We start from the raw sequence: 15,381 nt of genomic DNA, 5'->3' as shown, positions 1-15,381 counted from the left end.
ACAAAAAGTGAAACTATTCCTAGAGTCGACCGTATGGTACGATAACGAAGGAATACATAAATTGACATTCACGTTACAAAAGGGGGACCATAATATGGTGCGACACGTGAAACGAAAAGGCACACTTTATCTGCCTTTACTATTACTCATCGTGATGATCGGATTATTGACCGTCCATCACGCTGGCAAAGAACGTGACCTTACATCAGAAGGTTCGAGCAGAAATATAGTCGTCACCGAAGGGGCGAAAGGGAAAGTCTTACGCGTCGATAAGACAGATTCCGGTTATGACGTTCATTATAATGAAGACGATCAACTGACGAATCTGCAGCTGAATGAGACGTTGGAAGTCACAAAAAAAGAAACACTTCCTGTTGAGTTGAGCTTATCTTCAAAGTTCTGGGCGAAAGAAAACAAAGCGATCTATATCGAAAAGAATGAACTGATCCATTTTGATGGTGATAATAGCGAGATTGTAGACACCGAAGTCCAAGGGTTAACGTCCGCAGAAAACGCCGTCTATTATTGGAAAAAGAACCGTATCTTCAAATTGGATACGAGTACCCTAATCACTTCTGAACTTGCACAAACAGATCTTCCTATTAGTGGGCTTTTTGCAAGTGATGATACTGATGGATTGTATGCTGCTGTCGTTAAAAGAGAGGACCTGTCGTTTGACGTTCATGTTTTTGAAACCAAGGAAGAAAAAGCGGACAAGTCGTATACCTTCAACCTTCCTTCATTATCGGGAGAATTGGTGGATACCGTCGACCTGTCTCAAAACGAGGAAGGTATCCATTTAATTTACACAACAAGACAAACCCATGCTGGTACCGTTACGATCAGAGGCTACTATAATCTATTTACCGCCTCCCAAGAAGAACCTTCATTTAAAGAAATTAAAGTCTACGATACATTTACGAACAGCCGCATGAGGGTCGTTGATGACTTCAACCTCATTCTGACGGATGACGGACCGGAAGTCACCTTATCTGCTAGAGGGATGATTACAGCAAAGATCCAAAGCTGGAATGTGTACAAGGCCAAACAAGTCAAACCAGAAAGATGGGTGGCGAACCACATCAGTGCGACGACATCCATTTCAAATAGTCACCAATATGTAAGTGAAGGTGAAATTTTCTGGCTCGACTATAAAGGGAAGAACGTGAAATTGATGGGGGTTTCCGATCAACCTGTACTCGTCCAAAAGGCACAGGAATACCAACCGAGTGATTTTGTCCAAGGATTTTTTACAGGGATTTCTTCGCTTCCGTATGGATTCATCCTGTTATTGGTATCTGTCATGTGGATTGCGCCTGCCGCGATTCTCTTGTTCTGCATCTCGTTCTGGAATGAAGATGCTATTGAGCAGAAACGAAGCTGGGTGCGCTACAGCGCAATCGGATTGTTCGCCATTTGCCAGTATTACTTGATGCAGCAATTCTTCACACCGATGTTCGATAGATTTTCACCCGAATATCTATCGTTTCCTTCCTACTCCATCTTCTTGCCGATCTTGATTGTGTTGTTGAGTGCTCTATTTACACAATTTGTACGTCAGAGACAATGGAGCCTGTATCAAGAATTCGGTTACTTTACGATGTTCAATACGCTGATCGTCATCTTCCTCGTTTCACCTTATATCGTTTAAAAAAAGAGGTTGCCCCAAATTGGGCAACCTCTTTTCATCATGTAATCTGTCGTTACATCCTGCTACGTTACAGGTGCTTCCTTTTTAAGCAGCCTCGTCTCTGCTAATTCAATCTGCTTACGGACTTGCTGCTGCGAGGTTCCACCCTCACTATTCCTTGCGGCTACGACATTTTCCGGTTTCAGAACATCGTACACATCCTCATCGATCAGCTCGCTGAAAGATTGATACTCATCCATTGATATGTCGCACAAATATACCTTCTGTTGGATGGCACGGAGCACGATCCTTCCGACTACGGAGTGCGCTTCTCTGAACGGCATCCCTTTTGTCACGAGGTAATCTGCCAGATCAGTGGCGTTTGAATAGTCCTCTGCTACCGCCTTTCGCATCGCCTTCACATTCACGTTCATCGTATCGATCATCGGAGCAAGAAGCTTCAGCGTCCCTTCGACTGTTTTTACCGTGTCGAACATCCCTTCCTTATCCTCCTGCATATCTTTGTTATACGCTAGCGGCAATCCTTTCAAAACCGTCAGCAATCCCATCAAATTTCCATACGTACGACCTGTCTTTGCTCGCAACAGCTCTGGAACATCGGGATTCTTCTTCTGCGGCATGATACTCGAACCGGTGCAGAAGGAATCATCTAGTTCGATGAATCCGAATTCCTGACTCGACCAGATTACCATTTCTTCGGATAAGCGAGAGATGTGCGTCATTATAATGGACGCAATGGAAAGGAACTCCAGTATGAAATCCCGATCACTCACAGCATCCATACTGTTCGGATAGACCGATTCGAATCCGAGCAATTGCGCTACACGCTCTCGATTGATGGCGAAGGTCGTTCCTGCCAATGCACCTGCTCCTAGGGGTAACACATCGATCCGTTTCAAGCTATCAATCAATCGCTCTTTATCTCGTTCTAGCATCCAGAAGTAAGCCATCAAATGATGGGCAAAGGAAATCGGTTGGGCTCTTTGCAGGTGGGTATACCCCGGTATGACGGTTTCGACATTCGACTTCGATTGACGTAGGATAGCCAGCTGCACCTCATCAACAAGACCGATGATTTCAATCGTTTTTCTTTTTAAAAACAAATGCATATCCGTCGCCACCTGATCGTTCCGGCTTCGACCTGTATGAAGCTTTCCACCGACATTTCCGATTTCATCTATCAAGTGCTTCTCGATGTTCATGTGAATGTCCTCGTGCTCAACGGCGTACTCCAATTCACCCCGTTCTATTTTCCCCTTCAAGGCAAGCAGGCCATTTCTGATCAAGTTCGCATCTTCCTCTGAAATGATCTGGCACTCACCAAGCATTTGGACGTGGGCCAGACTTCCCTCAATATCTTCAAGAGCGAGCTGCTGATCGAATTCAATCGACGCTGTGAAGGATTCTACCCATTCATTCGTTTCTTTCGTAAAACGTCCGCCCCATAACTTAGACATACGATTTCCCCGCTTTGCCAACGATCGACTGATTGTTATGAGCAACTTCTGCATGGACTTTCGTAGATAATCCCCAAAGCTTGATGAAGCCGACCGCTGCATGGTGGTCGAACAGATCGCCTTTGGAGTAGGTAGCCAGTTGTTCATTGTATAAACTATGGGCGGATTGACGACCCACGACGGTTGCGTTTCCTTTATGGAGCTTGATGCGGATCGTGCCGGTCACTGATTTCTGCGTCTCGTTCACAAACGCTTCTAATGATTGACGCAACGGCGAATACCATAATCCTTCGTAAATGAGCTTCGCAAACTGTTGTTCCACTTGCTGTTTGAACTGCGTCACTTCACGAGTGAGGGTCAGGAATTCGAGCTCTTTATGCGCTTGTATCAGTAGTAAGGCTCCTGGATTTTCATATACTTCACGGGACTTGATGCCGACCAGTCGATTCTCGATATGATCGATACGACCAAATCCATGCTTTCCACCGATCTCATTCAGTTTCTCGATCAAGTCGACAAGTGGATAATTCTGTCCGTTTATTGAAACCGGTGCACCTTCTACAAAACTGACTTCCACGTATTCAGGTACATCCGGCGTCTGTTCAATTGGATTCGTCCACTCAAACGCGTTCTCGGGAGCTTCCATCCAAGGGTCTTCCAATACCCCAGCCTCACATGCGCGCCCCCAGATATTCGCGTCTATGGAAAACGGATTGTCGAGATCCACTGGAATCGGAATCCCCTTTTCCGTTGCATATGCGATTTCTTCATCACGTGTCATCCCCCATTCACGTACAGGCGCAATGACTTGGAGATCCGGATTCAACGCTTGGATCGATACTTCGAAACGCACCTGATCATTCCCCTTGCCAGTACAACCATGGGCAACCGCGACTGCCCCTTCTTGTTCAGCCACTTCAACCAACATCTTCGAGATGAGTGGGCGGGAAAGTGCAGAAGATAATGGATATTTGCCTTCATATAAGCAATTCGCTTTTAAAGCTGGCATTAAGTATTCCTCTGCAAGTAATGCTTTTGCATCAATGGCGATCGATTTTACTGCTCCTACATCAAGTGCTTTCTGTTTCACTTTTTCAAGATCTTTCCCTTCACCGACATCCAATCCTAACGCGATCACATCATAACCGTATTTTTCTTGAATCCATTTGATTGATACAGAGGTATCCAATCCTCCAGAATAGGCTAAAACCACTTTCCCTTTGCTCATCCAGCTCCACTCCTTTGTTGTATTTTTATTTATTTGTTTGTATGTTTATTCAATTAAGTTACTGGATGACCCCGAGAATGTCAATACTTTTTTCGGTCAAAAAACACGTAATTACGACTTTGATATGATATATTGAACCTATGTTACAGGAAAGAAGTGGAATGAATGACGATTTATACTACATTCATCAAACAATTGGTCAAAAACTATTTGATCGGCTCTTTCATTGCTGTTGGAGGCATTGGAAGTATGTTCATCTTCCAAACATTGACCTTATCCCCACGAGAAACGTTCTATATGCTGCTTATTCTTGGTACTTCACTCATGATCATGATCGGGTGCGAACTTTTCACCCTTCGTAAACACTTGATGCCGATTCGCTATGTACTGACAGATCCGCATCCTACGAAAGAACGAATCATCGAGAGCTATAAACAAACGGAGCGGTTTCCGATACTCGCTTTCAAACGGACGATTGGACCTCACTTGTTCGGATTGTCCATTCCCGCATCGACACTGGCCTATCTCTTTATCCAGCTAGATCTATTGGGTATTCCTTCCATCTACATTTTATATGCCATTATAGGAGCCGTGCTGGTCGCAAGTTTTCACGGCATGATAGAATACTACCTGACTTCTAAAAGCATTCAGCCGGTACTGGAGCATTTTCGCGCCGAGTCAATCAAGCGGTTCGATCATGATCCGTCTGCTACCTCAGATGTCCTCATGTCGATCCGAAAGAAGTTTTTATTTGCGACGATCTTTTTGAGCGTATTTCCGCTCTTATTGTTCAGTCTCGCGTCACAGGTCCGATTAGGTGAACTAGAGTCCATCCAGTTGGTTGAATATTGGAGCTGGGCATTATTGATCCTCGTCATATCCGTCGCCTTTTCTCTTACTGGATCTTATTTATTTTATCGGGATATCGGAAACCCGATCGATCAACTGACGGATTCCATGAAGCAGATTGAAAAGGGGCGATTTGTGCAGTCCTCCAATACGTATACGGACGAATTCTCCAATCTGGTGAACGGTTTCAACCAGATGGTCGATGGGCTGGAAAAACGTGATCGAATGAATCAACAGCTGATTGAAAGCTTCTATTCTGTCATGTCTATGACTCTAGATGCGCGGGACCCGTATACAGCGGGCCATTCCAAGCGTGTCTCCGATTTCTCAGTCCAGATTGGGAAACTAGCAGGTCTATCCGACCATAAGCTTACTGATTTGAAAAATGCATCTCTACTGCATGACATTGGCAAAATCGGCGTCCCAGACTTCGTACTGTTGAAGGATGGTAAATTGACAGATGAAGAGTTTGATTGGATCAAAAAGCATCCGACCATCGGTGCGAACATTTTAAAGCAGGTGCAGCCTTATAGCGCGATGGAACCACTCATCCCTGGTGTGTGTTATCACCATGAGCGGTATGACGGTAGAGGATATCCGGAAGGTTTGGAAGGTAAAGAGATCCCTGAATTCGGACGGATCATTGCCGTCGCTGATGCGTTCGATGCTATGACTTCCGATCGTCCATACAGAAAAGGGATGCCGGTTGAAAAAGCTTTACAGATTATTAAAGAAGGTGCCGGAACCCAATGGGATCCGCAATATGCCAACCTCTTCGTAACACATATGGAACAATCTGTCCTTGAAAAAATCCCGGTATCATCTTTCTAACAGCGCTCCTTACAGGAGTGCTGTTTTTTCTTATAAGGGGTTTACGAGTCCCAACATTTGTATTACCATTAGGGACCAATTGGGTATGACAATCACCCAAGTTGTAAAGTCTACCATATGGTGACAGAAATAAAATCTCAGTTCGAAGGATATAAGCAGAGGCAACACAACCCTTCCTCTACTGAAGACAATTACACATCGAAAGGAGAATTTTCCTTGAGAAAAATCATGTATGGGCTAATCGCAGCTGTTTTTGCAATTGCATTGACTGCATGCGGTGGTAATGAAGAAAGCAAAGAAGGAAAAGATTCAAATAAACAAAACGCTGGTGAAAAAACAGAGCAAACCGAAGATCAGGCAAAACAGATGGAAGAAATGAAAAAGAAGCTAGAAAAGCAGAAGGTTGAAGGAGATCAAGTCGTTGTAACTGTCAACGATGCAGAAATCAAAGGTACTGAATACAACCGCTTCTTAGAGCAGTATCAAATGCAGTATCAGCAAATGGGACAAGACCCTACATCCAAAGAAACAGCTAAAAAGATGAAGGATCAGATCATCAACAGTATGGTCGATTATGAAATCGTCCTGCAAGAAGCTGAGAAAAAAGGCTATGAAGCTTCCGAAGACAAAATCGATAAGCAATTCGAAGACTTCAAAGGTCAATTTGAAAATGACAAGAAGTATCAAGAAGCACTCAAGCAATACGACTTGACCGAAAAAGAATTGAAGCAAGAAATCGGAGAAAGTATCCAATATACAACTTACGTTGAAAAAGAAATCAATGTAGATGAAGTTTCTGAGAAGGAAGTCAAAGATTATTACAACAAGATGAAAGAAGCACAAGGTGACAAAGCGCCGAAGTATGAAGAAGTGAAAGATCATATCAAGACACAATTAGAGAATCAGAAAAAGAATAAAAAAGTCACTGAAAAAGTGAAAGAGTTGAAGAAAGACGCTGACATCACCGTCAAGATTTAATTCAAAAAAGTAATAAAAAAGAAGCAGCTGCATGGCTGCTTCTTTTTTAGTGGCTGTTTTCGCAAACTTTGTTGCTCTTGAAAGTTGTTGATTTCCGCTTCAGGATGCTCGCTTTCCGCGGGGCGTGCGGTGAGCCCAATCGTCGCTTTGCGACATTGATTGGTCTCACCTGTCCCGCTGATCCCGCAGGAGTCTCGCACCTTGCGCTTCAATCAACTTGCACAAGGCGAGTTTTAAAAAATGAAACAAAAGCAACAATCTTTTAGAAAAGAGCTTTTTATTTGTTTCTTGAACGATAGAGTAAGTAAATAAAGTAAGGCGCGCCGATTGCTGACGTGAAGACTCCTGCCGGAATCTCCAATGGTGAAAAGGCGGTTCTCGCGATCAAGTCTGCCCCCATCACGAGCAATGCACCAATTAACGCTGATGTAGGAATCAATGCTCCGAATGAGGAACCGACCAGTTTCCGACCGATATGCGGTGCCATCAATCCGACAAAACCGACGCCTCCAACGAATGCAACAGCGCCTCCTGCCAGTGCAGTGCTGAATAAAAGCAGGATCATCCTGTCTTTCTGAACGACACTTCCGAAGCCCTTCGCCAGTTCATCCCCCAACTCTTGTATATTCAACCTTCTCGCATAAATCCAAACGAGGAACAGTAGAATCAATACCCATGGTAGTAAGGTCGTAACCTGGCTCCAGTTCGCCCCGTTCACACTACCTGTAATCCAAATCTGAGCCTGGGTCGCCAGATAGAGCGGACCGAATAGTATCATCATGTTCGTCAATGCCTGCATAGCTGCTGCAAGGCCGATCCCGATCAACACGAGACGGATTGGCGTGACGCCATTTTTCCAAGACAACAGGTACACAAGTAATCCTAACAGGAGTGCACCTAGAAAGGCTGCTACAGGGAGCCAGCTGATGCTCACCGTCAATGCACTGCTTCTTTCTCCACTGAAGATGGTCAAAAAGGTCACAACGGCTAGTGATGCACCACCGGTGATTCCGATGATATCCGGAGACGCAAGCGGGTTACGGATAATGCCTTGCAATATGGCTCCAGATACAGCCAACGCCATACCTGCAAGGAGTGCCAAGACAATTCTTGGTAAGCGGAACGAAGTTATGACTAACTCGTTCATGTCACTTCCCATGCCGAAAAATGTTTTAATGACTTCTATAGGATGAATCTTCATTTCACCGATACTTACACTGAGTATGGTGAGTACGATGACAGCGGAAGCCAGTAGAATAATGTATAACAAGGCTTTCTTGTCAACGAGGTAAGACAACCATTTGGACCGGAAGGGTTGGTACTGACTCATAGCTTATTCAACCCCCTTCTAGCGATATAGATGAAGAATGGTGTTCCGATCAATGCAGTCATCACGCCGACGGGTACTTCTTTTGGCATGATGATGTATCGCGCACCGATATCGGCAATAAGTAACAATATCGCTCCAAGTAAAGCACTATAAGGTATGACCCATCGATAGTCGATGCCTACTAAACCACGGGCGATATGTGGAATGACGATCCCGATAAAGCCGACGGGACCCGCTATCGCTACAGACGATCCAGCGAGCAAGACGATGACGACAGCTGCACCGATTTTTACGAGGGCCGTTTTCTGTCCTAGACCAGTTGCAACATCGTCCCCCATCGCAAGCAGATTCATCTGTCTAGTAAGAAGTAGAGAACCGATCCATCCGATGATAAGGTAGGGCAGCATTGCAGTGAGGATTTCAAGCTTCCGGCCTTCGACTGAACCAGTCAGCCAGAATAGCACTTCATCCAATGCTTTTTCATTCAAGGCGAGCATCCCTTGAGTCAATGAAGAAAACATCGCCGCCATTGCAGCCCCTGCAAGCGTCAATTTGACAGGTGTCAGTCCATCCCGTCCTAATGTTCCTAAGAAATAGACAAGCAGTGCTGTCACCATCGCCCCGAAAAAGGCGATCCATGCAAATTGATGGATGGAGGAAACAGAAAAGAATGTGACAGCAAGGACGATGAAGAACCCCGCTCCTGCATTGATTCCGAAAATGCTTGGTGATGCGAGCGGATTTCGGGTAATGCCTTGCATCAATGCTCCAGCGATGGCGAGACTCGCCCCGACTGCAGCTCCGATGAGTGCCCGCGGCACACGACTTTCTTGAATGATGATGTGTTCATTCGTTCCATCAAAACGTTGGAAGGAATCAAGTACCATCCCCCAATCCACTTTCGTATATCCATACACGATACTGCACCCAATAAAAATGACGACAAGAAGTGCTCCGATAAACATTCCTATCGTTTTTTTCGTGTTCGTATTTAATAGTTCTCTCATATGTATAGACCTTTCCATATCTTAAACTTTCCCATTTAAGTCTATAAGTCTAGACAGTTACTGTCAATGATAATCATTATCAATTTAATGTTGACAGATGATGAAAACGGTTATACACTACTAATTGTGAATGAGATTCATTATCAATATATACATATATAGGAGGAACAACATATGCGTAAATGGAAAGGCTTTAGCCTATTCTCACTTATTTTAGCGCTTGCAGTCGTACTAGCAGCGTGTGGTGGATCATCTAAAGAAGGATCTGACCAAGAGAAAGAAAAAGATGCTGATTCAGGAGAAAAGTCATCTTACACAGTCGAGCATGCAATGGGTACGACTGAAGTCCCTGAAACACCTGAGAAAGTAGTCATCTTGACGAATGAAGGAACTGAGGCGCTTCTATCTATGGGTGTCACACCAGTCGGAGCTGTCCAATCTTGGTTAGGTGACCCTTGGTATGAGCATATTAAAGCCGATATGGAAGGTGTCGAAGTCGTCGGGACGGAGAGTGACATCAACCTTGAAGCGATCGCTGCACTTGATCCAGACTTGATCATCGGTAACAAATTACGTCAAGAAAAGTTCTATGAGCAATTGGATAAGATTGCTCCAACCGTCTTCTCTGAAACGTTAAAAGGTGATTGGAAAGAAAACTTCGAGCTTTATGCAAAAGCATTGAATAAAGAAGAAGAAGGAAACAAAGTGATGGCTGACTTCGACCAACGTGTGGAAGACATCAAAGGTAAACTTGGCGACAAAGTGAACCAAGAAGTTTCCGTAGTCCGCTTCTTGCCTGGTAAAGCCCGTATTTATATGAAAGATTCGTTCTCAGGCGTCATCCTTGAGCAGCTCGGATTCAAACGTCCTGAGTCCCAAGATCAAGCGGAATTTGCTGAAGAAGTAACGAAAGAGCGTATTCCGGATATGAACGGAGACATCCTCTTCTACTTCACTTTCGAAACAGGTGAAGGTGATGCAACAAAAACGGAAGAAGAATGGACGAACGATTCCCTCTGGAAGAACCTTGATGTTGTGAAGGAAGGCAACGTACACAAAGTCAGTGACGCAGTTTGGAACACTGCCGGCGGCGTACGTGCTGCAAACCTCACGCTCGACGACATCGAAAAACATTTTGAAGTGAAGTAATGACTAGTAAGACGTGCAAGCCAATTGGCTGCACGTCTTTTTTTAGGATTGATAATGTAATGGCGCATTGCGGAGCAACGGGAAAGTAGCGAACAGAAGGACCAAACCGATCAATCCGAATAAACTGAACCCGACCAGGCTATCGAGTGTGAACATCCACTCAATGAAAGCGTCATATGCGACGGTTACGTGAAAGATATAGCCGATGAATGCAATGACAGTGAAGCCAATTGAAAATCGGATGAAGCCGAAACGGAACCATGTAGCCGCTATGAAAAATGTAATGCCGAATAACGCTAATCCTGCCATAATATCAATCCATACATAATCCAAAAACCCGTTGTAGGAAGACATCATTCCTGTGTGAAGAAATTCAAACCCTAGAATACCCCGCTCCGTAAGCATACCGAGAAACGCATAAAGCACATTGAACAGAAACATATTGATGAGGACCATCAGGAGGCCCATCCCATAGAACACTTTCAAATATTGAATACGGGTACTTCCAAATCCGATCGCATATTTAAAGGTGTTGGTGATCGCTATAATCGGATACACCATGAATAAGCCGATGTATAACGGACCTGATATGCTTGTTGAAAAACCGGTAGGGTCAAGGGTGATACCAAATATGATCCAAGCAGTTGCCAACAACAGGGTAATCAACCACATGAGTTGAGAAATCTTTCGAATATCCGAATAAATCAATCTAGCTGTACCACTCATTGATGACATCATACTTTTACCTCCTCTTGTTCACTTGTCAGGTTAATCAAGTAATCCTGCAGGTCTGCTTTCTCTACCGTCACTGGATGGGCTCTCCCTACATCCTTCCACTGATCCGTATAAAGTTCATCTATCATCACCCTTGTGATGTGACTGAGTTCTTCCCTTTCGAGAACCTTTACATCTGTCGTCAGTTCAGTGATTTTAGCAGAATCCCCCGTTAACATGACCCCTCTGTTCCTGAACGTTTCCATCTGTTCATGTAGGATGATGTTTTTGTTATGCACAATGGCAATGGATTCACATAGAGGTTGAATTTCATTGATGTGGTGGGTGGAAAGCAAGAAATGTCTTGGATGTTCTTCATAACTGTCCATCAAAAATTTATAAAACTGTTTTCGGATGACCGCATCCAGTCCGTTCGTCGGTTCATCAAGGATGGTGATGTCCGCATGACTCGAGATGCCGATGATGAGCTGCACAGCCGTCTTCATCCCTTTGGACAACGCCTTCATTTTCTTCTTAGTCGGAAGTTTGAAGAGCTTCAGCAATTGCTGGGCCGTTTCATCACTCCAATTCGGGTGGTACGCTTTCGCAATGTGAAGAACTTCTTTCACTTTCCAATCAGGGTTGAACGGATGGTTCTCTTGCATGAAACAGAGATATTTTTGTGCTTCGTCATTGTTGTATGGCATTTGATCCATGATGCGGACTTCTCCATCGGTCGGAGCATAGATTCCTGAGATGAGCTTCATCACGGTCGTTTTCCCTGCGCCATTCCTACCCCAAAGACAGGTTATCGTAGGTTCCGTTTCTTTGAACGTAACCTTCTGCAATACCGGCTCTGCGTGATAAGAGTAGCTGACTCCATTCAATTCAATCATGTCATTCACCCTTTCCTGTTTTAATCAAATCGATCACGGCATCCACACTTAAGTGGATCCGCTGTGCTTCCCTAAGCAATGGTTCAATATAATCTGCATGAAATTCGTTCTTCCTTTGCTCAATCAACTGTTGCTTCGCTCCTTCTTTCACGAACATCCCTACACCCCTTTGTTTGTATATGATGTTTGAATCCACCAGCGTTTGGAGCCCTTTCCGAGCCGTTGCCGGATTAATGTTGTAAAAACGGGACAGCTCATTCGTCGAAGGAACCCGTTCTCCTTCTTTCATGCGCCCTTCTACAATCTCATCCATGATCATCGTAGCAATCTGGTGAAAAATCGGTTGTGATTCATCTAATGTAGGCTTCAAGCAGAAACCTCCTTTCTCAACCTTTAATCATGTATATGCAGAACTTAGTTGGTTAGTTACTTATGTAACTAACTATATTACCTTCTCCATAAATTGTAAAGCATTTTTTGGAAAACTTTTCTTTACCATAAAAAAAGCTGACCCGAAAATTACGGGTCAGCTCAAATGAGTCTTCCACTTTTTGATTTTCTATGATTGAGCTACTCATAGCTTCTTTATGGGTAAGTCATATTTTTTTACAAAAATTCATCAAGAAGCTAAGTCATCAATCGTTTCTTCTGCATCTGCTGGTTTTTTCGTAAATAGACTCACGCCAACTGTGACAAGTAAGGACATGAGAAAGCCTGGTACCGCTTCATACGTGATGCCAAACAGGATATTGGAGAAAAACGCCTTCACATCCCCAAGGAAAACATACGTCCACTCAGGTTGCTTTTTGACAAGGATGACGGTAATCAATCCGACGATCATTCCCCAGAAAACACCCTGTTTCGTCGTACCTTTCCAGTAAAAGGTGAGTAACAACGCAGGTCCGAAGCACGCGCCTAGGCCGCCCCACGCAAAAAGCACCATCCAGAAAACGAATTCTTGTGCAGAAAATGCAAGCCACACAGACAGCAGCATGAGTAACCCAATAGAAACTCGGCTGTATAGGACGAGTTTTTTACCATCTAATGTTTTTCCTTTTCCAAGCAGACGATCATAGACATCCCGTACTAAGGAACTAGATCCCACCAGGAGCTGACTGTCCGCACTAGACATGATTGCTGCCAATATGGCGACCAACAAGATCCCCATGAAAAACGGGTTCAGCAATTCACTCCCTAATGAGGTGAACACCGCTTCCTGGTTTTCATCAGGTAACGAAGAGATGTCAGGGAAGTAGGCACGTCCGGCTAATCCGACCATGATTGCGCCCCATCCCATCACAACATTCCAGATCGAACCGATGAGAGCTGCTTGTCTCATTTCTTTAATGTTTTTCAAAGACATATAACGTACAAGAATATGAGGATTGCCCGGACTTCCGAAACCGATACCGACCAAACTCATCGCTGCACCGAAACCGAAGCTGAACACACCGTAATAGGAAGGACCCTGGTTATTCAATGCATCCAATATCGGCCCGAAACCGCCTAACCCTATGATGGCGACAATCGGAAGGACGACGAGGGACAAGAACATGAAACCGGCTTGTAACACATCCGTCTTACTGACCGCATGGAAGCCACCGAGAACGGTATAAGCCAGTAAGATGATCGCTGTAAACCACATGCCTCCTGTCGTCGAAAAACCGAGACTAGAAGAGAACGCTGTACCGCCGGCCACAACTTGGCTTCCAACATACGCAATCATGAAGAACGCAATAATCAGTGCGCTTGTAATCCGTAATAGATTGGACTTGTCTTTGTATCGGGTCTCCAATATATCCGGAACGGTAATGCTGTCTGTTTTTTCACTGTACTTCCGGAAACGCCTTGCCACAAAAAAGAACATGAACACTTCGACAGTGATGAAACCGGCTAATGCCCAGACTGCGAGGAGTCCGCTCGCATATGCCATACCGGTCACACCAAGAACAAGCCAGCCGCTCCGTCCAGAGCTGACTGCACTTAAGGCTACAGTCCACTTACCAAGACCTCTTCCAGCGAGGAAGAAATCTGTCAGTCCACCCGAGCTTTTCTTCGAACTCGTCACTCCGATGAGCAGTAATAAGAGCAAGTAGATGACCAAAACGGTGATCGTCAGAGGATGGGCACTCATTTTGGAATGCCCCCTTCCTTGTTCACTTCAACACTTGCATTCTTTTCTTTCTTCCCAGTCACGAAATAACAGATGATGGCTGTTAAGATGATGCCGACTGGTACGCCAATCAATCCCATGAATATCTCAAAATTCATTGTTCCATCTCCTTTTGTCATTATGTACGGGTTGCTTTGTATCGGACACTCTGTTCGTAGATCGTTTTTGCCGTAATCAAATCATACAGAGCCATCCCAACGGATTTGAATACAGTAAACGGTTGTTCGATCTCATTGGATCTGTCCATGAATTCCGTAAGGGAAGAAAATCTTATCCCATCTCCATGTAATTCTTTCGCTTTCAACATGTCTCCTGATTCCTTGAGAGCTGTTGGAGTATCCACGAAAAATGTCTGCTGGATCTTTAACAGAGACTCCGGGAGTTCTTGCATGTCCGGTCTGAACGAACCGACCGCCACAATATGCTTTCCTTCCCAAAAGCTCGGCTCACGATCTGGTAATACAGGCGTTGAAGAAGTCGTAGTCGTCACGATGATATCCGATGATTCGACGAGCTCTTCTACACTCGCAGATTTTACGGTTACATCTGGATAAGCTTCTCGGACCCGGTTCTTGAACGCTTCAAGTTTTTCAGGGCTACGGTTATGTAAATAGACTTCTTCAATATCCCTGACGGCCATCCCGGCTTCGAGATGACTCCACCCCTGAATACCTGTTCCGACGATCCCTATGCTTCGAGCAGATTTCTTAGAAAGATATTTCATGCTCAGACCACCGATCGCTCCTGTCCTTAGTTCTGTAATTGCCGTACCGTCCATGAACGCTAAAGGCTCCAACGTATTTCGGTCATGGAGGATGACCGATGCATGAATCGTCGGCTTTTGGAGTTCTCGATTTCCAGGTGCTACTCCTGCAAGTTTGATCGCATAATAGTCGGGGTCAAAGGAAGGCATGATCAGTACCGTATTTCCTTCATCCTCCATATGCATCCGATCGATCATCTCCATCTCCCTGTTCTCAGAAAGGTAAGCATCCATTTTTTCAATCAGTTTCCCCACAGTAACCTTTTCACGTATTTCCGTTTCATTGATCAGCTTCATGAAGCTCTCACCTCCTTTTTTTCACATAATAAATAAAACGATGTCTTTTTTCAAACTA

The 15,381-nt window shown here is 44.5% G+C and carries 14 protein-coding genes; 4 read left to right on the top strand and 10 right to left on the bottom strand.

Annotated features, from left to right (window positions below):
* The first annotated feature begins 94 nt into the window (after positions 1-94).
* Entirely contained in the window at positions 95-1,651 is a 1,557-nt protein-coding gene (locus ACSVDE_RS17705; RefSeq protein WP_439302295.1) for a hypothetical protein, read from the top strand.
* A gap of 62 nt (positions 1,652-1,713) precedes the next feature.
* Here the strand turns inward: ACSVDE_RS17705 and argH are convergent, their stop codons facing one another.
* Positions 1,714-3,108, bottom strand: a complete 1,395-nt coding sequence (gene argH, locus ACSVDE_RS17700) for an argininosuccinate lyase (protein WP_439302294.1) — start codon at positions 3,106-3,108, stop codon at positions 1,714-1,716.
* Positions 3,101-4,336 carry an argininosuccinate synthase gene (locus ACSVDE_RS17695; RefSeq protein WP_439302293.1) on the bottom strand — a complete coding sequence of 412 codons (1,236 nt, stop codon included), beginning with the start codon at positions 4,334-4,336 and terminating at the stop codon, positions 3,101-3,103. The genes argH and ACSVDE_RS17695 overlap by 8 nt, the downstream gene beginning before the upstream one ends.
* 165 nt (positions 4,337-4,501) lie before the next feature.
* Between ACSVDE_RS17695 and ACSVDE_RS17690 the strand changes: the two genes are divergently transcribed.
* Entirely contained in the window at positions 4,502-6,016 is a 1,515-nt protein-coding gene (locus ACSVDE_RS17690; RefSeq protein ID WP_439302292.1) for an HD domain-containing phosphohydrolase, read from the top strand.
* Positions 6,017-6,232: 216 nt separating this feature from the next.
* Positions 6,233-6,994: a SurA N-terminal domain-containing protein gene (locus tag ACSVDE_RS17685; protein ID WP_439302291.1), complete on the top strand. Its 762-nt coding sequence runs from the start codon at positions 6,233-6,235 to the stop codon at positions 6,992-6,994.
* Between the two features lie 277 nt (positions 6,995-7,271).
* Here the strand turns inward: ACSVDE_RS17685 and ACSVDE_RS17680 are convergent, their stop codons facing one another.
* A complete protein-coding gene (locus ACSVDE_RS17680; protein ID WP_439302290.1) occupies positions 7,272-8,324 on the bottom strand; it encodes a FecCD family ABC transporter permease in 1,053 nt (350 codons plus the stop codon).
* On the bottom strand, positions 8,321-9,331 hold the full coding sequence (locus ACSVDE_RS17675; RefSeq protein WP_439302289.1) for a FecCD family ABC transporter permease: 1,011 nt from the start codon (positions 9,329-9,331) through the stop codon (positions 8,321-8,323). Before ACSVDE_RS17675 ends, ACSVDE_RS17680 begins: the two co-directional genes overlap by 4 nt.
* 174 nt (positions 9,332-9,505) lie before the next feature.
* Here ACSVDE_RS17675 and ACSVDE_RS17670 point away from each other — a divergent pair, with 174 nt between their 5' ends.
* A complete protein-coding gene (locus tag ACSVDE_RS17670; RefSeq protein ID WP_439302288.1) occupies positions 9,506-10,480 on the top strand; it encodes an ABC transporter substrate-binding protein in 975 nt (324 codons plus the stop codon).
* Between the two features lie 42 nt (positions 10,481-10,522).
* Here the strand turns inward: ACSVDE_RS17670 and ACSVDE_RS17665 are convergent, their stop codons facing one another.
* From ACSVDE_RS17665 to ACSVDE_RS17640, 6 genes are all read right to left on the bottom strand, one after another.
* Complete coding sequence (locus ACSVDE_RS17665; protein ID WP_439302287.1) at positions 10,523-11,218, bottom strand: hypothetical protein; 696 nt, start codon at positions 11,216-11,218, stop codon at positions 10,523-10,525.
* A complete protein-coding gene (locus ACSVDE_RS17660) occupies positions 11,215-12,090 on the bottom strand; it encodes an ATP-binding cassette domain-containing protein (protein WP_439302286.1) in 876 nt (291 codons plus the stop codon). Before ACSVDE_RS17660 ends, ACSVDE_RS17665 begins: the two co-directional genes overlap by 4 nt.
* A 1-nt stretch (position 12,091) precedes the next feature.
* The gene (locus tag ACSVDE_RS17655) at positions 12,092-12,460 is read right to left on the bottom strand and encodes a GntR family transcriptional regulator (RefSeq protein WP_439302285.1); all 369 of its coding nucleotides are present in this window, start codon (positions 12,458-12,460) and stop codon (positions 12,092-12,094) included.
* Positions 12,461-12,709: 249 nt separating this feature from the next.
* Positions 12,710-14,224, bottom strand: a complete 1,515-nt coding sequence (locus tag ACSVDE_RS17650) for a sodium/proline symporter (protein ID WP_439302284.1) — start codon at positions 14,222-14,224, stop codon at positions 12,710-12,712.
* Positions 14,221-14,361: a hypothetical protein gene (locus tag ACSVDE_RS17645; protein ID WP_439302283.1), complete on the bottom strand. Its 141-nt coding sequence runs from the start codon at positions 14,359-14,361 to the stop codon at positions 14,221-14,223. Before ACSVDE_RS17645 ends, ACSVDE_RS17650 begins: the two co-directional genes overlap by 4 nt.
* A gap of 20 nt (positions 14,362-14,381) precedes the next feature.
* Positions 14,382-15,323: an ornithine cyclodeaminase family protein gene (locus tag ACSVDE_RS17640; protein WP_439302282.1), complete on the bottom strand. Its 942-nt coding sequence runs from the start codon at positions 15,321-15,323 to the stop codon at positions 14,382-14,384.
* Positions 15,324-15,381: the final 58 nt, after the last annotated feature.

The sequence above is a fragment of the Pseudalkalibacillus sp. Hm43 genome, assembly GCF_051842935.1.
Classification (GTDB): Bacteria; Bacillota; Bacilli; order Bacillales; family Fictibacillaceae; genus Pseudalkalibacillus.
Note: the sequence above shows the minus strand (reverse complement) of the source record. Positions and strands in the feature narration are given on the sequence as shown.

What these genes read in the sequence shown, in the direction of transcription:
- ACSVDE_RS17705 (WP_439302295.1), top strand. Translation starts at nt 95, where the DNA reads ATGGTGCGACACGTGAAACGAAAAGGCACACTTTATCTGCCTTTACTA.
- ACSVDE_RS17645 (WP_439302283.1), bottom strand. Translation starts at nt 14,361, where the DNA reads ATGAATTTTGAGATATTCATGGGATTGATTGGCGTACCAGTCGGCATC.
- ACSVDE_RS17670 (WP_439302288.1), top strand. Translation starts at nt 9,506, where the DNA reads ATGCGTAAATGGAAAGGCTTTAGCCTATTCTCACTTATTTTAGCGCTT.
- ACSVDE_RS17680 (WP_439302290.1), bottom strand. Translation starts at nt 8,324, where the DNA reads ATGAGTCAGTACCAACCCTTCCGGTCCAAATGGTTGTCTTACCTCGTT.
- ACSVDE_RS17665 (WP_439302287.1), bottom strand. Translation starts at nt 11,218, where the DNA reads ATGATGTCATCAATGAGTGGTACAGCTAGATTGATTTATTCGGATATT.
- ACSVDE_RS17640 (WP_439302282.1), bottom strand. Translation starts at nt 15,323, where the DNA reads ATGAAGCTGATCAATGAAACGGAAATACGTGAAAAGGTTACTGTGGGG.
- ACSVDE_RS17695 (WP_439302293.1), bottom strand. Translation starts at nt 4,336, where the DNA reads ATGAGCAAAGGGAAAGTGGTTTTAGCCTATTCTGGAGGATTGGATACC.
- argH (WP_439302294.1), bottom strand. Translation starts at nt 3,108, where the DNA reads ATGTCTAAGTTATGGGGCGGACGTTTTACGAAAGAAACGAATGAATGG.
- ACSVDE_RS17690 (WP_439302292.1), top strand. Translation starts at nt 4,502, where the DNA reads ATGACGATTTATACTACATTCATCAAACAATTGGTCAAAAACTATTTG.
- ACSVDE_RS17660 (WP_439302286.1), bottom strand. Translation starts at nt 12,090, where the DNA reads ATGATTGAATTGAATGGAGTCAGCTACTCTTATCACGCAGAGCCGGTA.
- ACSVDE_RS17650 (WP_439302284.1), bottom strand. Translation starts at nt 14,224, where the DNA reads ATGAGTGCCCATCCTCTGACGATCACCGTTTTGGTCATCTACTTGCTC.
- ACSVDE_RS17675 (WP_439302289.1), bottom strand. Translation starts at nt 9,331, where the DNA reads ATGAGAGAACTATTAAATACGAACACGAAAAAAACGATAGGAATGTTT.